The 21,268-nt window shown below is 68.0% G+C and carries 24 protein-coding genes and 1 tRNA gene; 14 read left to right on the top strand and 11 right to left on the bottom strand.

Annotated features, from left to right (window positions below):
- On the top strand, nt 1-1,908 hold a 1,908-nt coding region (locus C474_RS06215; protein WP_008384996.1), incomplete at its 5' end, for an NADP-dependent malic enzyme.
- Nucleotides 1,909-2,055: 147 nt separating this feature from the next.
- On the opposite strand, the gene C474_RS06210 is transcribed toward C474_RS06215, so the two are convergent.
- Nucleotides 2,056-2,712 carry a reverse transcriptase-like protein gene (locus C474_RS06210; RefSeq protein ID WP_008384994.1) on the bottom strand — a complete coding sequence of 219 codons (657 nt, stop codon included), beginning with the start codon at nt 2,710-2,712 and terminating at the stop codon, nt 2,056-2,058.
- Between the two features lie 97 nt (nt 2,713-2,809).
- Between C474_RS06210 and C474_RS06205 the strand changes: the two genes are divergently transcribed.
- The 3 genes from C474_RS06205 to C474_RS06195 all read left to right on the top strand — a co-directional run bounded on the left by C474_RS06205 (nt 2,810) and on the right by C474_RS06195 (nt 5,532).
- Nucleotides 2,810-3,319: a CBS domain-containing protein gene (locus C474_RS06205; protein WP_008384992.1), complete on the top strand. Its 510-nt coding sequence runs from the start codon at nt 2,810-2,812 to the stop codon at nt 3,317-3,319.
- Between the two features lie 57 nt (nt 3,320-3,376).
- Nucleotides 3,377-4,324 (top strand): DMT family transporter, encoded by a 948-nt coding sequence (locus tag C474_RS06200; protein ID WP_008384990.1) that lies wholly within the window; start codon nt 3,377-3,379, stop codon nt 4,322-4,324.
- Nucleotides 4,325-4,515: 191 nt separating this feature from the next.
- Nucleotides 4,516-5,532 carry a phosphatase PAP2 family protein gene (locus tag C474_RS06195; protein ID WP_008384988.1) on the top strand — a complete coding sequence of 339 codons (1,017 nt, stop codon included), beginning with the start codon at nt 4,516-4,518 and terminating at the stop codon, nt 5,530-5,532.
- 49 nt (nt 5,533-5,581) lie between these two features.
- Here C474_RS06195 and C474_RS06190 read toward each other — a convergent pair whose 3' ends face one another.
- From C474_RS06190 to C474_RS06180, 3 genes are all read right to left on the bottom strand, one after another.
- Nucleotides 5,582-5,866 carry a hypothetical protein gene (locus C474_RS06190; protein ID WP_008384986.1) on the bottom strand — a complete coding sequence of 95 codons (285 nt, stop codon included), beginning with the start codon at nt 5,864-5,866 and terminating at the stop codon, nt 5,582-5,584.
- Between the two features lie 38 nt (nt 5,867-5,904).
- Nucleotides 5,905-6,519 carry a (d)CMP kinase gene (cmk, locus tag C474_RS06185; protein WP_049916754.1) on the bottom strand — a complete coding sequence of 205 codons (615 nt, stop codon included), beginning with the start codon at nt 6,517-6,519 and terminating at the stop codon, nt 5,905-5,907.
- A gap of 68 nt (nt 6,520-6,587) precedes the next feature.
- On the bottom strand, nt 6,588-7,574 hold the full coding sequence (locus C474_RS06180; protein ID WP_049916761.1) for an asparaginase: 987 nt from the start codon (nt 7,572-7,574) through the stop codon (nt 6,588-6,590).
- Between the two features lie 395 nt (nt 7,575-7,969).
- Between C474_RS06180 and C474_RS06175 the strand changes: the two genes are divergently transcribed.
- The 3 genes from C474_RS06175 to C474_RS06165 all read left to right on the top strand — a co-directional run bounded on the left by C474_RS06175 (nt 7,970) and on the right by C474_RS06165 (nt 9,331).
- On the top strand, nt 7,970-8,251 hold the full coding sequence (locus C474_RS06175) for a hypothetical protein (protein WP_008384980.1): 282 nt from the start codon (nt 7,970-7,972) through the stop codon (nt 8,249-8,251).
- Between the two features lie 250 nt (nt 8,252-8,501).
- Nucleotides 8,502-9,080, top strand: a complete 579-nt coding sequence (locus tag C474_RS06170) for a DUF1684 domain-containing protein (protein WP_049916760.1) — start codon at nt 8,502-8,504, stop codon at nt 9,078-9,080.
- Between the two features lie 62 nt (nt 9,081-9,142).
- Entirely contained in the window at nt 9,143-9,331 is a 189-nt protein-coding gene (locus C474_RS06165; RefSeq protein ID WP_008384975.1) for a hypothetical protein, read from the top strand.
- Between the two features lie 124 nt (nt 9,332-9,455).
- Here the strand turns inward: C474_RS06165 and C474_RS06160 are convergent, their stop codons facing one another.
- Nucleotides 9,456-9,947 carry a type IV pilin gene (locus C474_RS06160; protein WP_008384973.1) on the bottom strand — a complete coding sequence of 164 codons (492 nt, stop codon included), beginning with the start codon at nt 9,945-9,947 and terminating at the stop codon, nt 9,456-9,458.
- On the bottom strand, nt 9,947-10,375 hold the full coding sequence (locus C474_RS06155) for a type IV pilin (protein ID WP_008384971.1): 429 nt from the start codon (nt 10,373-10,375) through the stop codon (nt 9,947-9,949). The genes C474_RS06160 and C474_RS06155 overlap by 1 nt, the downstream gene beginning before the upstream one ends.
- 496 nt (nt 10,376-10,871) lie before the next feature.
- Here C474_RS06155 and C474_RS06150 point away from each other — a divergent pair, with 496 nt between their 5' ends.
- Nucleotides 10,872-11,258 (top strand): hypothetical protein, encoded by a 387-nt coding sequence (locus tag C474_RS06150; protein WP_152421610.1) that lies wholly within the window; start codon nt 10,872-10,874, stop codon nt 11,256-11,258.
- A 109-nt stretch (nt 11,259-11,367) separates the two neighbouring features.
- On the opposite strand, the gene C474_RS06145 is transcribed toward C474_RS06150, so the two are convergent.
- Nucleotides 11,368-11,522, bottom strand: a tRNA-Met gene (locus C474_RS06145).
- 131 nt (nt 11,523-11,653) lie between these two features.
- On the opposite strand from C474_RS06145, the gene C474_RS06140 reads away from it, so the two are divergent.
- Entirely contained in the window at nt 11,654-12,763 is a 1,110-nt protein-coding gene (locus C474_RS06140; protein WP_008384967.1) for a DUF7115 domain-containing protein, read from the top strand.
- Between the two features lie 26 nt (nt 12,764-12,789).
- On the opposite strand, the gene C474_RS06135 is transcribed toward C474_RS06140, so the two are convergent.
- The gene (locus tag C474_RS06135; protein ID WP_049916759.1) at nt 12,790-13,152 is read right to left on the bottom strand and encodes a DUF5830 family protein; all 363 of its coding nucleotides are present in this window, start codon (nt 13,150-13,152) and stop codon (nt 12,790-12,792) included.
- 287 nt (nt 13,153-13,439) lie between these two features.
- On the opposite strand from C474_RS06135, the gene C474_RS06130 reads away from it, so the two are divergent.
- Nucleotides 13,440-14,093: a TVP38/TMEM64 family protein gene (locus tag C474_RS06130; protein ID WP_008384963.1), complete on the top strand. Its 654-nt coding sequence runs from the start codon at nt 13,440-13,442 to the stop codon at nt 14,091-14,093.
- Nucleotides 14,094-14,124: 31 nt separating this feature from the next.
- Here the strand turns inward: C474_RS06130 and gpmI are convergent, their stop codons facing one another.
- The gene (gene gpmI / locus C474_RS06125; RefSeq protein WP_008384962.1) at nt 14,125-15,639 is read right to left on the bottom strand and encodes a 2,3-bisphosphoglycerate-independent phosphoglycerate mutase; all 1,515 of its coding nucleotides are present in this window, start codon (nt 15,637-15,639) and stop codon (nt 14,125-14,127) included.
- Nucleotides 15,640-15,795: 156 nt separating this feature from the next.
- On the opposite strand from gpmI, the gene C474_RS06120 reads away from it, so the two are divergent.
- A complete protein-coding gene (locus tag C474_RS06120) occupies nt 15,796-16,494 on the top strand; it encodes a DUF1405 domain-containing protein (protein ID WP_008384960.1) in 699 nt (232 codons plus the stop codon).
- 61 nt (nt 16,495-16,555) lie between these two features.
- Nucleotides 16,556-17,227: an ArsR/SmtB family transcription factor gene (locus tag C474_RS06115; RefSeq protein WP_008384959.1), complete on the top strand. Its 672-nt coding sequence runs from the start codon at nt 16,556-16,558 to the stop codon at nt 17,225-17,227.
- Between the two features lie 33 nt (nt 17,228-17,260).
- Here the strand turns inward: C474_RS06115 and C474_RS06110 are convergent, their stop codons facing one another.
- A complete protein-coding gene (locus tag C474_RS06110) occupies nt 17,261-17,758 on the bottom strand; it encodes a hypothetical protein (RefSeq protein WP_008384956.1) in 498 nt (165 codons plus the stop codon).
- Between the two features lie 121 nt (nt 17,759-17,879).
- Here C474_RS06110 and gatD point away from each other — a divergent pair, with 121 nt between their 5' ends.
- Both gatD and C474_RS06100 read left to right on the top strand, forming a co-directional pair.
- The gene (gatD, locus tag C474_RS06105) at nt 17,880-19,133 is read left to right on the top strand and encodes a Glu-tRNA(Gln) amidotransferase subunit GatD (protein ID WP_008384955.1); all 1,254 of its coding nucleotides are present in this window, start codon (nt 17,880-17,882) and stop codon (nt 19,131-19,133) included.
- 155 nt (nt 19,134-19,288) lie between these two features.
- Complete coding sequence (locus tag C474_RS06100; protein ID WP_008384953.1) at nt 19,289-20,215, top strand: GNAT family N-acetyltransferase; 927 nt, start codon at nt 19,289-19,291, stop codon at nt 20,213-20,215.
- Nucleotides 20,216-20,298: 83 nt separating this feature from the next.
- On the opposite strand, the gene C474_RS06095 is transcribed toward C474_RS06100, so the two are convergent.
- The gene (locus C474_RS06095) at nt 20,299-21,267 is read right to left on the bottom strand and encodes an alpha-ketoacid dehydrogenase subunit beta (RefSeq protein WP_008384952.1); all 969 of its coding nucleotides are present in this window, start codon (nt 21,265-21,267) and stop codon (nt 20,299-20,301) included.
- Between the last annotated feature and the right edge of the window lies 1 nt (nt 21,268).

The following is a 21,268-nucleotide window of genomic DNA, read 5'->3' as shown; positions in this document are numbered from 1 at the left end:
GTCGACGAGTTCGTGAACATCGTCAGCGCGATGGAACCCACGTTCGGCGGCATCAACTTGGAGGACATCAAGGCGCCGGAGTGTTTCGAGATAGAGTCGCGCCTGCGCGATGAGATGGATATCCCCGTGTTCCACGACGACCAGCACGGCACCGCCATCATCTCCGGCGCCGCCCTCCTCAACTCCGCCGATATCGTCGGCAAGGACCTGGAGGACCTGAACATCGTGTTCTCGGGGGCGGGCGCGTCCGCAATCGCCAGCGCGCGCTTCTACGTCTCTCTCGGTGCGCGAAAAGAGAACATCGTCATGTGCGACTCCAGCGGCGTCATCAAACCCGACCGCGACGACGTCAACGAGTTCAAAGCCGAGTTCTCCAACGACGTCGAAGCCGACACCCTCGCCGAAGCGATGGAGGGCGCGGACGTGTTCGTCGGTCTCTCCGTCGGCGGCCTCGTCGACCAGGAGATGGTGGCGTCGATGGCCGAGGATCCCGTCCTCTTCGCGATGGCCAACCCCGACCCCGAAATCGGCTACGAGGCGGCCAAGGAAGCCCGCGACGACACCGTCATCATGGCGACGGGTCGCTCGGACTACCCGAATCAGGTGAACAACGTGCTCGGCTTCCCGTTCATCTTCCGCGGCGCCCTCGACGTGCGGGCGCGCGAGATAAACGAGGAGATGAAGCGCGCCGCCGCCAGGGCCCTCGCCGAACTCGCCCGCAAGGACGTCCCCGACGCCGTCGTCAAGGCGTACGGCGACCAACCCCTGCAGTACGGTCCCGAGTACGTCATCCCCAAGCCGTTGGACCCCCGCGTGCTGTTCGAGGTGGCGCCCGCCGTCGCGCAGGCGGCGATGGACAGCGGTTCCGCCCGCAGCGAACTCGACACGCAGGAGTACGAGGAGACGCTCGAAGCCCGTCTCGGGAAGTCCCGCGAGATGATGCGCGTCGTCCTCAATAAGGCGAAGTCCGACCCCAAGCGCGTCGCCCTCGCGGAGGGTACCGACGAGAAGATGATCCGGGCCGCCTACCAGATTCAAGAACAGGGCATCGCCTACCCCGTCCTCATCGGCGGCGAGGACGAGATTCGACGGACGGCCGAGAACCTCGGCCTCGACTTCGACCCCGAGGTGGCCGACCCGCGGAGCGGCGACTGGGACCACTACGCCGACCGCCTGTACGAACTGCGCCGGCGGAAGGGCCTGACGAAGAACGAGGCGCACGAACTCGTCCGCCGCGACACGAACTACTTCGCCAGCGTGATGGTCGAACAGGACGACGCGGACGCGATGCTGACGGGCCTGACGCACCACTACCCCTCGGCGCTCCGACCGCCGCTTCAGGTCGTCGGTACGGCCGACGACGCCGAGTACGCCGCCGGCGTCTACATGCTGACGTTCAAGAACCGCGTCGTCTTCTGCGCCGACACGACGGTGAACCTCGCGCCCGACTCGGACGTGCTCGCGGAGATAACGAAGCACACGGCCGAACTGGCCCGCCGGTTCAACATCGAACCGCGCGCGGCGATGCTGTCGTACTCGAACTTCGGCAGCGTCGAGAACGAGGGGACGCGCAAGCCCCGCGACGCCGTGAAACTGCTCCACGACGACGCCAACGTCGACTTCCCCGTCGACGGTGAGATGCAGGCCGACACCGCCGTCGTCGAGGACATCCTCGAGGGGACCTACGAGTTCTCCGACCTGGACGACCCCGCGAACGTGCTCGTGTTCCCGAACCTCGAAGCGGGCAACATCGGCTACAAACTGCTCCAACGCCTCGGCGGCGCGGAGGCCATCGGCCCGATGCTCGTCGGCATGGGCAAACCCGTCCACGTCCTCCAACGAGGCGACGAGGTCAAAGACATCGTCAACCTGGCCGGCGTGGCCGTCGTGGACGCGCAGAACGAGTAACCGAGCGAGCGACTCCATCTTTTTCGAGGCCGCAGGTCACTGACCGAATCCCGAGACGACAGGAAGGTACGTGCGGATGAACACGAGTGTGAACGCGGGAGCGACGGTACGCGGAACAAGCGACCGCGACGCGTTCGCCGGGGCGCCTCAGTCGCTTGCGTGGCCCTCGAACCGCGACGGCGGCGGGAACTGCGGGTCGTCGGCCTCGGCTCCGACGCCGGGGTTCGCCGTCGACGGCGGTTCCGGCATGACACAGCGGTCGTTCTGCCCGTTGACGTGGGCGTACTCGTCCGGCGCGTTCGCGAGGGGGTGTGCGGGGTTGTTCCGGCCGTCGATGCGCGCGGCGCGGAGTTCGGCGAACCCGGCGATGCGGGCGCGGATGCCTCGCCAGTGGTTCTCGCTGCCGGCCGGCGGCGACGCGGACCGGCGCGTCCGGCGCCAGTCCGGGTCGGCCTTGGCGAGGACCTCGGTGTTGACGTTCGCCGCGAGGGCGTCGTGGTCGATGAGGACGCCGACCCGGGCGTTCGGCGGCGCGCGGGCCGCGAGAACGTCCAGACCGAGGTGGAGCGCGCGGTACTCGGAGACGTTGTTGTTCGGCGCCGCGTCGGGCACGGCGACTCGGGCCACCCGGTCGCCGTCGCGCGTCTCGATGACGACACCCAGTCCGCCGTCGCCCGAGGACCGATAGGACCCGTCGGTGGCGACGTAGAAGTGGCGGTGGTGTGTGCGCGGCGGGTGCGCGATGTGCGGCGTGGGAGACTCGTCGAACAGGTCTCGAAGTGATTGACGGCCGTGAACGGCCATGTTCGCCTTTACCAAACGCAGAAATATAAATATAACGCGAATTTGCACCGTGAACGAAAAGGAACAGACAGATGCACCGCGTCCACGTACGGGGGATATGGACATCTCTGCTCGGGAGTTGATGACGACGGACGTGAAGACGGTCGCCCCGGACGACGACGTGAGCGAAGTGCTGGGTCGCCTCGCACGCGCTGATTTCAACGGGTTCCCCGTCGTCGACGAGGGCGGCGCCGTCGTCGGCATCGTCACGCAACACGACCTCGTGGAACTGTTCCAGACGAAAGAGCGGACGCTGTGGATTCCCGTCGGCCTCCCGCCGTTCACGGAGACGCTCACCTACGCCGTCGACGTGTCGTGGGACGACCTCGACCTCGGCGTCGACCTGGCGAAGAACGCCGACAGACCCATCAGCGAGGTGATGACCACGGACGTGGTGACCGTCGGCCCCGACGCGGACCTCGACACCGTCTTGGACCTCCTGTCGGGCGACGACCGCGACATCAACCGACTGCCGGTGGTCGAGGACGGCCGCCTCGTCGGCATCGTCGCCCGGCAGGACGTGGTCCGGGCGGTTCGTGACCTCCGACGCGACGCCGACGGGCGATAAGAGGCAGCGTAGGCACCCGAACGAAACGTTGAGGGGCGCCGCCGAGAGACCGGCGGTGTGAACCGGTATCGAAACCTCGCGCTGTTCGTCTTCCTCGCTGCCGCGTGGGGGGCGTCGTTCATGGCCATCAAGGCGGGCCTCGGCACGCCCGCCGACCCCGGCGGCTTCCTCGAGACGCCCGTACTGTTCGCGGCGATTCGCTACGACGTGGCGGGCGTGTTGATGCTGGGTTACGCCGTCTACGCTACCGACAGTCCCCTCCCACGCGGCCGAGACCAGTGGGCCACCGTCGCCGTCGGGTCCGTCCTCATCATGGCGGGCTACCACGCTCTGCTGTTCATCGGCGAGACGGACCCCGCCGTCACCTCCGCCGCCGCCGCGGTCATCGTCAGTCTCAGCCCCCTCCTCACCACCGGGTTCGCGCGCGCCTTCCTGCCGTCCGAACGCCTCGCGCCCGCCGGCCTCGCCGGCCTGCTGTTGGGACTGGCGGGCGTCGTCGTCCTGTCGAACCCGGACCCGAACGACCTCCTGTCCGGCGGCGCCGTCGCCAAACTGCTCATCTTCGGCGCGGCGACGACGTTCGCCCTCGGGTCGGTGCTGACCCGTCGTATCGACTCGGACCTGCCCATCGAGACGATGGAAGCGTGGACGATGCTCGGCGGCGCTCTCCTGATGCACGTCGTGAGCGTCGCCCTCGGCGAGTCCGTCTCGGCCGTCTCGTGGACGACCGACGCCTTCCTCGCACTCGGGTATCTCTCCGTCGTCGCCAGCGCCGTCGGCTTTCTCGTCTACTTCGTTCTGTTGGACCGCCTCGGCCCTATCGAGATAAACCTCGTCTCCTACGTCGCCCCGGTGTTCGCGGCGCTGACGGGGTGGCTGTTCCTCGGCGAACTGCCGACCGTCCACACCGTCGCCGGGTTCGCGCTCATCTTCGTCGGCTTCCTCTTCCTGAAGCGCGAGAGCCTCCGACGGGAGCTCCCAAGACTCCGACGGGCGCTGCACTGAACGGCCCGGAACCCGTCGGAGCCGCAACAGCCCCGCGTTCGACCGGCGACCGCTTCGCCGAACGGCTGAAGTGAGAGAGGAACGTACGAAGGCACCGACTCCATGCACTCTCACACAGACCGATCGACTCCCTCGCCAGCGGGCACCCCTCGCCGAGGAACGGGGCCGAACGACACCTGCGGGGAGGTCCTGTGACGAATCGAGACGCGGTCCTCGATAAGTTGGCCTGGGACCGAACGAACGGGTGGTTCGTCGCGGGTATCGCGACCCTCGCGGTCGTCGTCGTCCTCGCGTCCGCGGTGACGTTCGACATCGCCGTCCCGGAACGCGGCATCGGTATCTTTCGGCTCGTCTCCGCCCGGACGTCCGCCACGCTCCTGATCGCCGGACTGGTCACGCAGTTCGGCGACCCGTGGTTCCTCCTGCTCGTCGCGACGTTCGTCTACCTTCTCGGGACGCAGCGGTCGCTCGTCAAGACGCCGCGAGCGGGGGCGTTCGTGCTCGCCGTGACGTTCGCGGCGTTCTCGCTCATCGACCTCCTCAAGAACTTCTTCATCGCCCCCCGCCCTCCGGGGGCCGGGACGGTGACGGTGCCGACGTGGCTCCCGGCGGCCCTCGCCGGGTCGTTCCAGAGCATCACGACCGGGACCGGGTACGCGTTTCCGAGCGGACACGCCCTCGGAACGACGGCGGTTTTCGCCGCACTAGCGTACCGGCTGGAGGTCGGGCCGCGGACGGGCAGGTGGGCGGCGGCCGCCGTCGGCGTCGCCCTCGTCACCGCCTCGCGCATCTTCCTCGGCGTCCACTTCTTCGTCGACATCGCCGTGGGCGTTCTCGCCGGACTGGGTCTCTTCGCCATCGCCGCGTCGGTCGGCGGGCGGGCGCCGATACGGGTGTTCGCCCTCGGGTCGGCGCTCGGCGTCCTGGCGGTCGTCGCGAGCGCAGCCTCGCCGGCCGGCGAGCTTTGGAAGGCCGGCCAGTGGCTCGGCGCGTCGCTCGGCGCCGGAGTCGCGTGGTACGCGGTCGGTCCGTCGTACCTGCTCAGCCTCCGGGAGACGGCCGCGGCGGGGATTCCCATCGCCGCCCTCTGGGTGGGTATCTACACCCTCGAACCGCCGCTCGTCGTCACGGTTGTCGGGACGGCGGTCGCCGCGGGCGTCACGATAGCGGCGCCCTCGTTCGCCGAGCAACTGGTCGAGGAGAGCTAGTCGACCGGCTCCACTCGTACCGGGCCGTCGTCGCTCGCCGAGGGGAAAGTTACTCCGCCGCGCGCGCCGCCTCGACGACCTCTCCCACCATCGTCCATCCGTCGTCGTCTGGTCCCTTCCGACCGAGGAGGACCGACGCCGCGTCCTCGCTGGAGACGAGTCGGTACTCGACGCCCGCCTCGTCGAGGCGTTCGCCCTCGGCCTGAAACTCCCGCTGGAAGAACTGCGTGCTGTGCATCCGGTACACCGCCGACTCGCCGCCGTCGAGAGTGAGACGCACGGGCTTCGGCGCGACGTTGTGAATCCGCTTCGCGACCGGGTTGAGGTCTGCCATACGGGGCCGGAGGCGGCGTCGGGTGAAAAGAGGCGCTGCTACAGTTCGACGTCGGGCGTGTGGAACGCGCCCTCGTCGCTGTTGGCCTCGTACTCCTCGACGGCGGTGAGGACGATTTCGAGGAGGGCGTCGGGGCTCCAGCGCGCGGTGTTGATGCGCAGGTCGTAGAACGACTGGTCGGTGACGTCGATGCCGTAGTAGGACTCATAGCGGCCCGCCTCGCTCACCTCGCGGACGCGCATCTCCGCCTCCATCTCCTCTCGGTCGCGGGTTCGGTCGACGCGGATTTCCTCGGGCGCGTCGAGCCAGATGCGTAGGTCCGCGCGGTTGCCCGCCAGCCACCCGGCGAGGCGCGATTCGAGGATGAACGCCTTGTTCGCCGTTCCCCACTGCTCGGCGATGGTGCGGAGGCGCCTGTCCAACGCGCGGTCGATGTCGTCCTTCTCGTCGGCCTTGGCGATGAGTTGCGACAGCGACATCTCGTGGTCCTCGGCGAGTTCGCGGAAGATGTCCCCTCCGGAGACGTATCCGCAGTCGAGCGCCCGCGAAAGTCCCTCGCACAGCGTCGTCGCCCCGCACCCGGGCGGGCCGGAGACGGTGATAAACAGGTTGCTATCGACGGACCGTCTCGGCGTGGGACTCTCCTCCAGCATCTTGTTCAGCCCCACTCCCCACGGGCACAAAAACCCGCTGACCCGACCCGTCTCCGCGTGAGAGAACGTCACTCGAACGTCGCCTCGACCGTCTCGCGGGAGAGACCCGCCGTCAGGCCGAGGACGAGTTTCACCCGCGCTTTCGCCGTCGAGAGGTCGCCCGCGTAGGCGACGCCGTGGTCGCGGAGCGTGACGCCGCCGCCGGCCGTGCCGTACACCGCCTCGGTCGGCCCGGCGTGACACCGCGAGGAGACGACCACCGGAACCGCTTCGACGGCGTCCGCGACGGCCTCGCCCAGCGGTCCCGTCGTGTTCCCGAGTCCGGTCCCTTCCACGACGACGCCGTCGGCGCCGTCGAGGACCCGTTCGAGGAACGACCCGTCGACGCCGGTGCCGGAGTGGACGACGGGGACGTCGGCGTAGTCGGCGGCGTCCCGTCCGGGGTCGAGCGTCCCGTCCGGGAGCGACGTCTCCGAGGTCGCCCGCGCGGGGTCGCGGTGGAGGCGGGTCGTCGCGCGAGTGAACGTCGCCACCGGCCCCTTTCCGGGCGACTGGAACGTGTCGAGGGCGTTCGTGTGCGTCTTCACCGCGTCGCGCGCGGCGTGGAGTTCGTCGTCGAAGGCGACGTGCGCGCCGGGCGCGAACCGGTCGTCGACCGCGGCCCGCACCGCCGTGAGGAGGTTCGCTGGCGCGTCGGAGCCGGGTTCGTCGAACCGGCGCTGAGAGCCGGTGACGAGGACGGGAACGGGAACGTCGCACGCGATATCAAGCGCGTACGCGGTGTCCGCAATCGTGTCCGTCCCCTGCGTGACCACGACGCCGTCCGCCCCGTCGTCGACGGCGTCGCAAACCGCATCGGCCGCCGCCGCCACGACGGCGAAGTCCATGCCGAACCCCGGACGCGACCCCACGTCGGTCACGCGCAGATCCGCGTGCTCCGAGACGGACGGGACGGCGTCGACGAGTTCCTCGCCCGCCTTCGCCGGGGCCGCCCCGTCCGCCGCCGGTTCGCTCGCTATCGTCCCGCCGCATCCGACCACGTGTACCGTAGGCATCGACAGCGACGACGGTCCCCCGGCGATTACCTCTTTCGCACCGGCGGACACCCCGGCCGGGAGAAGAGAACGGGTGGTCGGAGCGAGCGATAGGATTCTGGAGTCGAAGCCGGCCGACGTCACGGCGACGAACTGTACGGGGTCACGGACCACGCGTGCGCCCAACCATTCATTTTATATATAAAGTAAACGTATTAAATAAGTTATTCAATACATGACTGTTTCATATCATAATCAGTAAGAAGACACCAAAGACAGCATAGTGAGTTCTTAGCTAGTTTGGAACAGTACTGTTACTGGAATAGTCTCGTTTAAACTATATTGAACAGAGACAAACACTCTGGCGGGTTAATGTGAGTGTCCGTCGATCGAACATGTGAGGTGTGACACAGATAATGTCGAACTCGTCATCCACGGTCCCACGCAAGCACGTCGTCCGTCTCCGCGAAGCGCTGGAGACGACTCCGAACGCCCTCCGCTTCGGACTGAAACTGATCACGTACCCGGTCCAGTTCGCCGCGTTCTGGTTAGCGGTCGCCCTGCCCTTCCTCTATCTACCCCTCCTGTACGGCGGCGTCCAAGGGGAGCAGGCGGCGGTGTTCGGGTCGCTTCTCGCACTCAACGCCGCCGCCCTCGTCGTCGGGCACGGTCACAGCCGCGACCGAGGAGAGGGCTGAACGAACCGCCTCGACCCGCACGCGACCGCATAGCTCTCGCCGCCCGCCCTCTTTTCGTCCTTCAGATTTTCCCGGACTCGTCGATACGCAGACCGCCAAGCGAGCGCTATCGCGGTCGGTCGCCCCGGGTAACCGGCGTCGAGATCCCCCGGCTTCCGACCGACTCGTGCGCTCTACGGACGCGAACGCCCGGCGAACGGGCGCGTCGAAAACCGTCAGAGGTACCGGGGCCGACGCCGTAGACGGCGACATGACTGAGCAGAACGCCGCGGACGTCGACCCCGAGTCGTACGCCGAGGAACTGCGGCGCAAGCGCGAGGAGAAGGACGATTTCTTCGGGTCACATCCGCAGTCGCCGATTCCCCCCGAGGAGCGCGACGCCTTCGACGGACTGGACTACTTCGACCCGAACCCGGACGCGCGCGTCGAGGCGACGGTGAGCGTCCACGAGGACCCGGAGCCCGTACCGATGGAGACGACGGCGGGCGACGAAGTCCGGTATCTCCGCCTCGTCACCTTCTCCTTCGAGTTGCGCGGCGAGGCGGTCGAACTGCACGGCTACCAGCAGGAACGCGAGGACGACGAGGCGGTGTTCGTCCCCTTCCGCGACAAGACGACCGGCCAGCAGAGCTACCGGAACGGACGGTACATCGAACTCCACCCGGACGAACCGCTCGCGGACAGCGAGACGGTCGTCCTCGATTTCAACCTCGCCTACACGCCCTTCTGCGCGTACAGCGAGACGTTCGCCTGCCCGCTTCCGCCCGAGGAGAACTGGCTGGACGTGGCCGTCGGAGCGGGCGAACGCGACTGGAACAGTACTAATTAATAATTCTAGAATCGGGAGACGAAAGCGCAATACACATATTCGACGCCTCCTCAGGGACAGCCATGGGACTGTTCAGTAGCAAGAAAGCGCTCGTCGGTCTGGTGCTGATGGTCGTCGGTACACTCGCGTTCCTCCCGGGTCTGTTCTCAGGCGCGGAGGCCCTCTCGATTTACGGGCTCGCGGTGGCCGCCGTCGTCCTCACCGCGGGGACGTACCTGCTCGGCACCTCCGGCAACGGTCGACCGGTCTAACGCGCGTTCCCGGGTTTTCGTTTCGAACAGCGAGTCGCGAGCGGTCGCTACGGCGTTTCTTCGGTGCTATCGACAGGCGCCGTCGCTCGGCGGTGTCGGGTCGATAAAGAACGGGATTCGCGGGTTAGTTGCTCGGGGCGGTGTACTCGGAGAGCGTGGCGGAGCTTTCGCCGGTCTCGGAGTTCCAGACGACGCGGAAGGTTTCGCCGTTGAGAGGCGTTGAAGAATTGGCAAGCGCAGTAAGAGTGTCTCCTGCGGACACATCTGCGCTCTCTCCGAAGTTGTCGCTGTCAGTGAATTGTTCCGACTGTGATGCCTCATCAGTCGTCCCGTCTCCAGTTACGTCCACGTTTGCGCTTGCTTTCAACGTGAGTTGAGTAGCGGGGATCGTAGCGCCCGTTTCGTGAGTCACGACAACGCTGTCCCCCGCCGTGTCATTGTTGTTGAAATCGAAACCAAAACTAGCCTGCGGGGTCGTCTGCGAGACGCTCCCCCCTAGGTTCAGGACGAACGTGCCGATGACTGCGGCTAGGATAACAGTAATGGCAACCATTAGAATGACCCCAATAACCGGTGATACCGCGGAATCGTCCGTAAAGAGCTGTTTGAGCTTCATTACTCAGTCGGTGCCGTACTCTCGCTCAGCGTTGCGGAGTTCTCATTGTTTTCGGAGTTCCAGACGACGCGGACGGTCTCACCGGACCAGTCGGCGCCATTATCGAGCGTAACGGAACTCCCAGCGGAGACCGTACTCGAGCCATCTGCCCAGTCCGAACCGGACTCATTGTTGAGCCCTTTCGTATCAAGTCGGGCAGAATCTATCGAAGCACCCGTTTCGTGGGTGATGGTGACATTGCCATCGCCAGTAGTGTCGTAGTCGAACCCGAACGATGCCTGCGGCGTTGTTTGCGAGACGCTTCCCCCCAGATTCAGGACGAACGTGCCGATGACTGCGGCCAGAATGACGGTGATGGCGACCATCAGGATAACCCCGATGACCGGCGACACCGCGGAGTCGTCCGTGAACAGTTGTTTGAGTTTCATGGTTTTGCTCGGACACACTCCGACGACAGAAGATCGGCGGCTCTCGTGTTTCCCCCCGGCGACCGACCGGTTGCGGGCGGCCACCAATTCCATCCCTGCCGTGGCGTGTCTACTTGTCTCCATACGCTACACTAACTTAAATCTAAAGGTCTTCATAACCAAACAGTCATATACTAGTGAGGTGGTTAATATGTCCTTTAAATAGCGTTTAAGACGGGGTAGTCGTCAGTTCGGCGACGGCGTGAGGGCTAGACAAAACCTATCGAACAAATAGGACGGGGCCAGCGGAGCAAAGCGCCCCCGTGCGGGCGTTTCAGCGGCAGTGCTGACTCGCCGGGAGTGACCCTCAGGAACGGACCCCGACTGACCGCACACCACATGTGCAAGTTCGCGCGCACGACGCTGGCTCGTCACCCGCAGAACTCACCTCGGAGTGACCGCCCCCGGTCGGCGTTCAGGCCAGAATACTTACCGTCCGATACATACACGTGAGACCATGCCCCTCACCGATTCGGTCCCAGGGATGCGAGCGGGGTCACCAGTCCGAAACGCCCTCCTCGCGGTCACGTACCTGAGTATCCTGCCGGTCGCGATCGCCTTTCTCCCGGCCACACTCGCGTTGGTCGTCGGTTTCAACGTCTGCGGGGCGGCGGACCGACTAGACGCGCTCCCGGGAGTCGGGAAGGGCGGCGTCGTCGCCGCCGCCGTCGGCGCCGCGTTCGGCTTCGCCCTCTTGGCTGCCCTCGACGTGGTCCTCCCCGACGGAGGGGAAACGACCCAGCGGGAGATAGCGGGCGCGGCCGTCTTCGAGTCGCCGGAGATATCGTCCTCCGAAGGCGATGCGGCGACCGGAACCGAGTCCGGCCTCGAAACGCGGGCCTGAGGTGCGAATCGGCGACGCGACGCGTTCTCACACTCGACTGCTGAAAGAGATGCCGAGCGAATGTTGTGGCTTCGGATTCGTACGGTCTGCATCCGTAAAATTCGAGGAGTGCCCGGGGTGGGCTCCGAACCCACGATCTCCGCATGTCCCAGGTCTGAGGCTCGGCGGGCCTCTTCGGGAGCGGGCGGAGGCTTCCAAGGCATACCGCACCGAATCTCAGAAACCCTATGAGTGCGGCGCTATGTCCAGCTAAGCCACCCGGGCTCGTTCTTTCGTTGTCCGATGATGTTCTTTAAGCTTCTCATCTGAACCGACCGGCAGATGTGCCACCACCCGACACGGATGAGCTCTCTGACCACCCGCGGATTTATCAACTAAGACGAATATACCCCGATATGAGTCAACCGCAGATGGTCCAGTCCGCCCTCGACGGCGAACCCGTGGTCGCCCGCGTCGCCCTCGGCGGGGAGGACGAACTGTACGCCACCCCGACACGAACCCTCATCTACCGGTCCGAGGGACTGCTCTCCGACGAGACGGTCGAGGAGTACTCGCACGAGGCCGAACGAATCTCTGTCGCCGAAGGACGGCGAAAGACGAAGGTCACGCTCGACTACGGCCTCGACGGCGAACAGACGTTCGCACTCTCCAACAAACACCTCGACCGAGCCCTCCATCCGGTCCTCGAAGGCGCCCTGAAGGCGAACGACGTCCTCGCGGACGACGAGGCGGTCGAACGGCTGTTCCGCTTCAGCGAACTCACCCTGGTCGTCGCCGGCGGGCGCGTCCTCAAACACATCGGCGCGTCGCTGTGGGACGAGGACTTCGAGGAGTACCGCTTCGACGACGTGACCGACCTCCAGTTCGAGGGCGGCAGCGTCGCCACGTCGGTCGTGATGACCGTCGACGGCCGGCAGGAGCGGTTCAAGACGCCGAACGAGGACGCCCGACAGCTCCGCGAGACGCTCGAATCGGCGCTCCTCGCTCACTGGGGCGTCTCCTCCTTGGAGGAACTCCGAGCCGCGAACGTATCGGAAGAGGAGGCGGCGTCGCCGGAGGGTGCGGCGGACGCGAAAGAGGTCTCGTTCGGCGACGGCCCCGAACCGCTGAGCGCCAACCCGGCCCAACTCGCCGAGGAACCGGTGAACGCCACGCGCACCGAGTCGGCCGACTCGGTCCCAGAATCGGCGGCGAACGGCGGCGGGGTCGCTCAGCAGGTCGAGGCGACGGCGCGGTCGGTGTCGGAGTCTCCGTCCGCGTCCGACCCCACCTCGGAACCCGCCGACGGACCGGCCGAAACCGAAGCCATCGACTCCGCCGACGCCGATGTCGACGACGACGGCTTCGAGGGGTCGGGGTTCCAGTCGGCCGCGGCCGACGCGAACGGGCGTGTCGCCGACGAACTCGCCGAACTACGCGCCACCGTCGAACGACAGGGTGAGGAGATACGCGAACAGCGAAAGCTAATCGAGCAACTCGTCGAAGAACTGCGACGCGGACGCTGACCGACGCTCCCTATCCGGCCCGGCGGCTACGACCGACCGAGCACTTTCTCGATGCACGAGGAGCCGAACGGCCCGAGTTCGCCCGACTCGAAGCGGACGAAGTGACCCGTCGAGAGGCCGGCGCCGCAGCGCCGACAGGTGAACTCACCCTCGCGGCGGACGACCTGGCTGTCGAAGCGGACGAACGTCCCGCCGCGGCGGGTCAGGATGCGACCCTCCGCCCGTTCGATGACCCCCCGGAGCTCCGCGGCGTCGAGAATCTCGCGCGTGAGCGTCGGGTTCGTCGTCACCGTCTCGATGCGGTCGACGGCCTCCGCGACGGACAGTTCGTCCGCCTCCACGTGCGCGAGCAAATCGACGCCGAGTTCGACCCGTTCGCTCCGGTCCAACTCCGCGACCGTCGGGCGCGACTCCGAGGGACGGTCCGTCCTTCCACCGCCGTTCGTGCGCCCCCGTTCCCCTTCGTCGCCGCGCCCGGAGCCGCCGTCGAACTCGGCGTCGCCGTCGCTCGCGGCGTAGGCGGACAGGTCGGACTGCGTTTCCCGGTCGTCTTCCACGGCGTTCGCCCCCACGTGCGCGGCGCACCGACAAAAACGCACCGCGGTCGGTCCGCCTCCCCGCCGCTCGCGGTCCCGTGGCACAAGGCGTATAGCCCCGCGTGCGAGAGTGGCGTGCGATGAAACGTCCGCGCGTCGCCGTCGGACTCGCGTTCGTCGTCGTCGCCGCCGCCGCGGTCCTCCTCTCGCCCGACGCGGCGCTCTCGCACGCGGCGTGGATCGCCGCCGACCCGGTCCGCCTCGTCGCCGCGACCATCGCCCTCGCCGTCGTCCGCCCATTCCTCGCGTGGCCGACGACCCTGCTCGCCCTCGTCGTCGGCTTCGGGTTCGGCGTCGCCGGCCTCCCGTTCGCCCTCGCCCTCATCGTCCTAACGTCGATTCCGCCGTATCTGTTCGCCCGACGCTACGGCCGAACCGGCCGCCTCGCGGCGGCGGGCGAATCGTTCGTCGAGCGGACCGGCGACGTGCGGAGCGTCGTCCTCAGCCGACTCGTCCCCGCGCCCTCGGACGTGGTCTCCGTCGGGGCCGGCGTGGCGGGGGTCCCCCTCGGCGCCTTCGCCCTCGGAACCGCCGTCGGAGAAGTGCCCTGGGCCGTCGCCGGCGTCCTCGCCGGCGCCTCCGCCGAGACGCTCGCCGCCGGCGACCTCGGGAGCGTCGTCGACGTCCGCCTCGTCGCCGCCGCCCTCCTCGCCGCGGCGCTGCTGGCGGCGCCGGTACTGTACGAGTGGTACGACGAACGGGGAGAACGGGTCGACGACGGCGACGCGGCGTAAGAGCGAGCGAGGATATCGAACCGCCGGTAGCTTATTCGAGCAGCGACCGCCCCGTCATCGCCTCGGGTTGCTCGACGTCCATCAGTTCGAGCATCGTCGGCGCGATGTCGCAGAGCGACCCGCCGGAGCGGACGGTCCGGCCGCCGTCGTCGCCGTCGGGCGTGAGGTAGACGAACGGCACGGGACTGGTCGTGTGCGCGGTGTGCGGGGATTCGAGCGTCCCCATGTCGTCGGCGTTGCCGTGGTCGGCGGTGACGAGGAGGTGCCCGCCCGCCCGCCGAACGGCCTCGGCCAGGCGGCCGAGTTGCGCGTCGACGGTTTCGACGGCCGCGACGGCGGCGTCGAAGACGCCCGTGTGCCCGACCATGTCGGGGTTGGCGTAGTTGAGCACCATCGCGTCGGGGTCGTCGGACTTGACGAGTTCGATGGCGGTGTCGGTGAGTTCTTCGGCGCTCATCGCCGGTTTCAGGTCGTACGTCGGCACGTCGGGGCTCTCGATTATCCTCCGGCTCTCGCCGTCGAACTCCACCTCGCGGCCGCCGTTGAGAAAGTACGTCACGTGCGCGTACTTCTCGGACTCCGCGAGGCGAAGTTGGGTCTTCCCGGCGTTCGACAGCGTCTCGCCGAGGGTGTCCTGCGGTTCGTGCGGGGGGAACGCGACGGGGAAGGGGAACGTCTCGTCGTACTCGGTCATCGTCGCGAGGCGAATCTCCGGGGCGTTCGTGTCGAACTCCCAGTCGGGTTCCGTGTTCGTGAGCATCCGACAAAGCTGTCTCGCGCGGTCCGGTCGGAAGTTGAAGAATATCGCCGCGTCGCCGTCGTGGAGGGCGGGCCCATCCGTTATGAGCGTCGGTTCCACGAACTCGTCGGTGTCGCCGCGGTCGTACGACTCGGTGACGGCGTCGACGGCGGAGGCGGCCTCGTGTTCTGCCTCGCGGTTCACGATGGCGTCGTACGCGCGGCGCGTGCGCTCCCAGTTCTCGTCTCTGTCCATCGCGTAGTATCGGCCCGACACCGTCGCCACGTCGCCCGTGCCGTGGTCCTCGGCGACGGCTTCGAGTTCGGCGAGGTAGTCCTCGCCGCCGTGCGGGTCGGTGTCGCGCCCGTCCATGAACGCGTGCGTGACGGCCTCGACGCCCCTGTCCGCCGCCATCTCGACGAGCGCGTGGAGGTGCCCCTGCTCGGAGTGGACGCCGCCGTCGCTGACGAGGCCCATGAAGTGGACCCGACCGCCCGTCTCGCCGACGTGGTCGAACGCGGACTCGAACGCGTCGTTCTCGAAGAAGGAGCCGTCCGCGATGGCGTCCTCGATGCGGGTGTACGCCTGCTTGACGACGCGGCCCGCGCCGATGTTGAGGTGACCCACCTCGCTGTTGCCCATCTGCCCGTCGGGGAGGCCGACCCTTCGCCCCGACACGTCGAGCGTCCCGTACGCGCCGGCGCCCGCGAGGCGGTCGAAGTTCGGCGTGTCCGCTGCCTTCACCGCGTCGCGTCTGTCGTGGTCTCCGAGCCCCCAGCCGTCGAGGATGACGAGCGCAGCCTGCATGTCCGAAGCGACGGCGGCAAGCGGTAATTAGGCTTCGCTTGGCCCGAACGGTCGTTCACGGTCGTTCGGACGAGTCGCGGGTGCGGGTCGACAGACGGGGGTCCGAAAGAGGGGAACGCGACACCTTCTTTCGACCCCCCGTCGTGGGTGGGGACGATGGCCGACGGCTCCTCGCGACGGACGCTCAGACGTCCCGTCCCCGACCGCTGGGTGCAGTACTACCTCGGTAACGGGCCGAGTCTCGGATGGCTCCTCCTCGTCAACGCCTCGGCGTTCCTCCTCGGCGTCAGCTTCTACGTCCACTCCGACCCGTCGCTGCGCGATATCAGCTCCCTGCTCTATCCCCTGTTCGGCGACTCGCCGACGGCGCTGGCGCTGGCGACGCTCTCGTTCGTGACGCTCGCCCCGCGCGTCGGCGAACGCGTGACCGATGCGCCGACGAACGGCCTCCTGGCCGTCGTCCACACGCTGGCGTTCGTCTGGCTGGTGAAGTACGGCGTCTGGACCGCCGTCGCGCTCAACCTCCGGCCGGACCTCTACGTCGGGTTCACGCCCGACCTGCTCTGGGAGTACTGGGGCATCATGCTGACGCACCTCTTTTTCCTCGTCGAGGCGGTTGCCATCCCGTACTACGGGAAGACGACGACGACGGCGCTGGCGCTGGCGCTGGCGTTGGCGCTCGTCAACGACGTGTACGACTACGGCTTCGGCTTCTACCCGCCGCTTCGCTACGAGGCGGGCGCCCTGCTCGCGGCTATCACCGTCGCGTTGTCGTTCGGGTCGGTGGCGCTCGCCGCGTGGATGTTCGACCGGGCGGACGAGGGGGCGTCGGCCGGCACGGCAACGCGACGCTGAGGTCCGAATCGGGGTCGACCAGTCAGTAAACCTCATCACGTCCCGTGATTTACCTATGGTTATGGACTCCGCGGTACTGCTAGATCTACTCGGTAACGAGAACCGGCGGCGCATCCTCCGGTTGCTGTCGCACAAGCCCTGCTACGTCACCGAGATAAGCGAGTACCTCGGGGTGAGTCCGAAAGCGGTCATCGACCACCTGCGGAAACTGGAGGAAGCCGGTCTCATCGAGAGCCGAACCGACGACCAGCGCCGCAAGTACTTCCACATCACACGCAACCTGCGTTTGGAGGTGAACGTCTCCCCGTACGGATTCGGGGCGAAGAGCGCCTACCCCGCGAGTCCGAATCTCGATATGAGCGGCCGCTGTCCGCATCTCTCCTTCGACATCCCGCGCGAGGAGGCCCAAGACCTCGACGAACTCGCGCAGGAACTCGGGCATCTCGGGGACTTAGAGAACGAACTCTCCCTCGCGCAGCGCTGGGTGCACGGCCGCATCACGAGCGTCCTGGACCGCCTGACCGACCGCATCGGCGCCGACGCCGACAGCCGCTTTCACGCGGAGACGCTCGCGGCCGTCGCCCGCGGCGAGCAGACCATCGAGGGCGTCGCCCGCGAACTCAACGCCTCCTACGAAGCCGTCGACGAGGCGGTGCACCGACTCGCCGAACGCGGACTCCTCGTCCGCGAGGAGGGCGAGGGCTGGGTCGTCGCCGGCAGCACCGTGGCGTAGCGGCGGGACCGAAAGCGTCGGGTCGCGTTCCGGTCAGATTTCTCGCGTCAGACCGTCGCGCAGGTCGCGGCCGAAGTAGTGGCCGACGACGGAGGCCAGGAGGCCCGCGCCCGCCCCGACGCCCGCGATTGCCAGTCCGTACCGCGCCACGAGGTCGATGGCGAACGGCGCGAAGAGGGAGAACATCGTACTCAGAACCAGCAGAAGCGCCGACACGACTGCGCCGGCTACTCCGACTTCGAGGTACCGACGGCGTCCGGAGAGGAGACCGACCGCGAAGCCGACGGCGAGCAGACCGAGGAACCGGCCGAAGAGGCCGACCACCGGGATGCCGCCGCCGAGGACCGCGCCGGCGAACGACGCGACGAGGATACCGAGGAAGGCCTTCGGGGCGAACAGGGCGGAATCGGAACCGCCGGCCGACCCGGCGGCGTTCGGCGAACGCTCGGCGCCGGGTCGCCCCTGGACGCCGGCGTCGGCGTCCGACTGGACGTCGACGGTGGAGGGGTCTCGCTCGTCGGTCCGTTGCATGTGCGTCGGTGGGCGCGCCGAGGGCATGGCTCTTGCGCCGCCCGCGGCCGGGCGCTCGAGCGACCCGGGTCGACCGGGCCGAAAGGGAGATTTCAAGTCCGGGCCGGCGGTACCTCGCGGTATGAACCCAGGGGACCGCGTCCGCGTCGACCGCGCGGGCGTCACGAACGAGGGCGTCCTGATGCCGTCGTCGACGTCGGAGCATCTCGTCGTCAAACTCGACGGCGGCTACAACGTCGGCGTCGACCGCGCGGACGCCGAGGTGGACGTACTGGAGACCGACGTGTACGACGTGGAGGACGCCCAGTCGGAGTCGAGCACCTCCGAGATAGCGTTCGACGACGACCTGCCAACCGTCTCGCTCATCTCGACGGGCGGGACCATCGCCTCCACCGTCGACTACCGTACGGGCGCGGTGACCGCGCAGTTCGACGCCGAGGACGTGCTTCGGGCCGTCCCGGACCTCGCGGGTCGGGCGAACTACCGCGGGCGCGTCGTCGCCAACATTCTCTCCGAGAACATGACGCCCGAGGTGTGGCGCGACCTCGCGTCCGCCATCGAGGACGAGATAGCGGCCGGCACGGACGGAATCGTCGTCATGCACGGCACCGACACGATGCAGTTCACCGCGGCGGCGATGTCGTTCGTGCTCGACACGCCCGTCCCCGTCGTGTTCACGGGCAGTCAGCGCTCGGCGGACCGCCCCTCCTCGGACAACGTGATGAACGCCGTCTGCGCCGTCGAGGCCGCGACGGCCGACTGCGCGGAGGTGATGGTGTGCATGCACGCCTCCGAGTCCGACGATGTCTGCGCGCTCCACCGGGGCACGCGCGTGCGGAAGAACCACACCTCCCGCCGGGACGCCTTCGAGACGGTCGGCGCGAAACCGCTGGGCGAGGTGGACTACGAGTCCGAGACGGTGACGTTCCGCCGCGACCACGCCGACCGCGGCGAGACCGACTTCTCCGCCGCCCCGGACCTGAACGAGAACGTCGACCTCCTGAAGTTCACGCCCGGCATGGACGTCGACGCCTACGCCGAGTTCCTCCGCGGGCGGGACCTCGACGGCCTCGTCGTCGAGGGGACCGGTCTCGGCCACGTCCACACGGAGTTCATCCCGGTCCTCGAAGAACTGGTCGAGTCGGGTACCGTCGTGGCGATGACGACGCAGTGCATCGAGGGCCGCGTCTGCGACCGGGTGTACGACACCGGCCGTGACCTCCTCGAAGCGGGCGTCGTCGAGGCGGGCGACACCCTGCCCGGCACCGCGAAGGTGAAACTCATGTGGGCGCTGGCGAATCTCGAGGACCCGGCCGGCGCGATGGGTCGAGACCTCGCGGGCGAACTGCAGGAGCGGTCGGTCCCCTGGGAGTAGGGTTTCGATTTCTTCGACTCTCTTCGCTTCCCGTCGACTCTTTTCCGGTCCGTTCTCCCCTTGCCACTGCGGCACAACGTTTAGCCGCCGCCGGCCCGAACGGCGGCCGTGAACGCCGAAGCAAGCGAACCGAAGCCGACGACGGGGTTCGACGGGTGACCGACGGGGTCCGGATCAGGGAGGCCCGACTCGACGACGCCGCGGCGGTCGCCGACTTCACCAGCGACACCTGGAGCGATCACGGCCGCGAGGACTACCTCCCGCGAGTGTTCGAGGAGTGGGTTCGGGCGAACGACGAGCGGCGACGGACGTTCGTCGCGTGCGACGGGAGCGACGCCGCCGTCGGCCTCAGCCAGGTCGTCATGCTCACCGACGACGAGGCGTGGGGACAGGGACTGCGCGTCGCTCCGCGGGTTCGCGACCGGAACGTCGGGTCGAAACTGAGCCGGGCGGGGTTCGAGTGGGCCCGCGAGCGCGGCGCGACCGTCGTCCGGGGGATGGTGTTCAGTTGGAACGTGATGGGGCTGGGTCACGCCCGCGCCAACGGCTTCGACCCCGCGGCCGAGTTCCGGTTCGTCCACCCCGAACCGGACGCCGGCGCCGCCCCCGACCTCCCGGTCCACGACGACCCGGCGGCCGCGTGGCGCTACTGGACCGACAGCGACGCCCGGTCGCGCCTCCGCGGCCTGGCGATGTCGCCGGTCGAGTCGTGGGCGCTCTCGGAACTCACCCGCGGGACGCTCCGGGAGGCGGCGAGCGCGGACGGCCTGTTCGTCGTCGACGACGGCGGGACCGGCGGGATAGCGTTCAGGGCGCGGGAGTACGAGACGGACGGGGAGTCGGCCGGGCGGGTGGCGATCTACGGCGTCGGCGAGTGGGACGACCGCGCCGCCTGTCGGTCGCTCCTCGACGCCGTCGCCCGCGACGCGGGGGCGCGGGGCGTCGACACGACCCGCCTGCTAGTCCCCGAGACGCCCCGCCACGTCAGCGACGTCGCGGAGGCGCGCACCGAAATCGCCGACGGTCCGGACTTCGTGATGGCGGCGGACCTGACCGACGAGTCGCTGGTGAACCCCGAGTAGCGGGCGGGGCGTCGGGACGGCTGTCGGTAGTTCGCCGACGGCGGAAGACCGACCGTCGACGCGGGAGGGCGGACCGTCCGGCTTCAGAACTCCGCCGTCTCCTCGATAGCGGCCGCGATCCGCGGCGGCTGGGGGGGGTAGTAATCCTCCATCGAGAGCAGTGGGACGGGGACGTCGAAGCCGGTCACCCGCCGAATCGGCGCTTCGAGGTAGAGGAGGGCGTCCTCCGCCACGGTCGCGGCGACCTCGGCGCCGAACCCGCCCGACTTCGCCGCCTCGTGGACCACCACGCAGCGGCCGGTCTTCCTCACCGACGCGAGCAGCGTCTCGCGGTCGAGCGGCGAGATCGACCGGAGGTCGACTACCTCGGCGTCGACGCCCAGTTCGTCGACGGCTTCCAGCGTCGGGTGCATCATCGCTCCCCACGAGACGACGGTCACGTCGGCGCCCTCCCGTCGAACGGCGGCCTCGCCCAGCGGAACGGCGTGTTCGCCGTCGGGGACCTCCTCGCGGAACGACCGGTACACCCGCTTCGGTTCCATGAAGAGGACGGGGTCGGGGTCGCGGATGGCCGATGTGAGCAACCCCTTGGCGTCGGCGGGCGTCGAGGGGATCGCGACCTTCAGTCCCGGGACGTGGGCGTACGCCGCTTCGAGGCTCTCGGAGTGGTGTTCGAGCGCCCGGACGCCCGCCCCGTACGGCGTCCGCACGACCATCGGCGCGGTGAGCCGTCCGCGGGTTCGCCAGCGGATGCGGCTCGCGTTCGAGACGAGCTGGTCGAACGCCGGCGGGAGGAAACCGGAGAACTGGATCTCCACGACCGGGCGGTAGCCGTGGGTCGCGAGGCCGACGGCCGCCCCGACGATGGCGATCTCCGACAGCGGCGTGTCGCGCACCCGTTCCTCGCCGAACGCCTCCAGCAGACCGTCGGTCGCCCGGAAGACGCCGCCCGAACGGGCGACGTCCTCGCCGAAGACGAGCGTCCGGTCGTCCGCCGCCATCTCGGTGTGGAGCGCGTCGTTGACCGCCTGAACGATGGTTTCGCGGGGCATC

The organism is Halogeometricum pallidum JCM 14848, from assembly GCF_000337095.1.
Lineage (GTDB): Archaea > Halobacteriota > Halobacteria > Halobacteriales > Haloferacaceae > Halogeometricum > Halogeometricum pallidum.
The sequence above is the reverse complement of the archived record's forward strand: the minus strand, read 5'-3'. Positions and strand labels throughout refer to the sequence as shown.

Coding starts and splice junctions, on each gene's coding strand:
- C474_RS06180 (WP_049916761.1), bottom strand. CDS start 7,574: ATGCCTACGGTACACGTGGTCGGATGCGGCGGGACGATAGCGAGCGAA.
- C474_RS06160 (WP_008384973.1), bottom strand. CDS start 9,947: ATGAAGCTCAAACAGCTCTTTACGGACGATTCCGCGGTATCACCGGTT.
- C474_RS06170 (WP_049916760.1), top strand. CDS start 8,502: ATGACTGAGCAGAACGCCGCGGACGTCGACCCCGAGTCGTACGCCGAG.
- C474_RS06095 (WP_008384952.1), bottom strand. CDS start 21,267: ATGCCCCGCGAAACCATCGTTCAGGCGGTCAACGACGCGCTCCACACC.
- C474_RS06190 (WP_008384986.1), bottom strand. CDS start 5,866: ATGGCAGACCTCAACCCGGTCGCGAAGCGGATTCACAACGTCGCGCCG.
- C474_RS06150 (WP_152421610.1), top strand. CDS start 10,872: ATGCCCCTCACCGATTCGGTCCCAGGGATGCGAGCGGGGTCACCAGTC.
- C474_RS06115 (WP_008384959.1), top strand. CDS start 16,556: ATGGACTCCGCGGTACTGCTAGATCTACTCGGTAACGAGAACCGGCGG.
- C474_RS06175 (WP_008384980.1), top strand. CDS start 7,970: ATGTCGAACTCGTCATCCACGGTCCCACGCAAGCACGTCGTCCGTCTC.
- C474_RS06130 (WP_008384963.1), top strand. CDS start 13,440: ATGAAACGTCCGCGCGTCGCCGTCGGACTCGCGTTCGTCGTCGTCGCC.
- C474_RS06210 (WP_008384994.1), bottom strand. CDS start 2,712: ATGGCCGTTCACGGCCGTCAATCACTTCGAGACCTGTTCGACGAGTCT.
- gpmI (WP_008384962.1), bottom strand. CDS start 15,639: ATGCAGGCTGCGCTCGTCATCCTCGACGGCTGGGGGCTCGGAGACCAC.
- C474_RS06165 (WP_008384975.1), top strand. CDS start 9,143: ATGGGACTGTTCAGTAGCAAGAAAGCGCTCGTCGGTCTGGTGCTGATG.
- C474_RS06205 (WP_008384992.1), top strand. CDS start 2,810: ATGGACATCTCTGCTCGGGAGTTGATGACGACGGACGTGAAGACGGTC.
- cmk (WP_049916754.1), bottom strand. CDS start 6,519: ATGCTGGAGGAGAGTCCCACGCCGAGACGGTCCGTCGATAGCAACCTG.
- gatD (WP_008384955.1), top strand. CDS start 17,880: ATGAACCCAGGGGACCGCGTCCGCGTCGACCGCGCGGGCGTCACGAAC.
- C474_RS06120 (WP_008384960.1), top strand. CDS start 15,796: ATGGCCGACGGCTCCTCGCGACGGACGCTCAGACGTCCCGTCCCCGAC.
- C474_RS06140 (WP_008384967.1), top strand. CDS start 11,654: ATGAGTCAACCGCAGATGGTCCAGTCCGCCCTCGACGGCGAACCCGTG.
- C474_RS06110 (WP_008384956.1), bottom strand. CDS start 17,758: ATGCAACGGACCGACGAGCGAGACCCCTCCACCGTCGACGTCCAGTCG.
- C474_RS06155 (WP_008384971.1), bottom strand. CDS start 10,375: ATGAAACTCAAACAACTGTTCACGGACGACTCCGCGGTGTCGCCGGTC.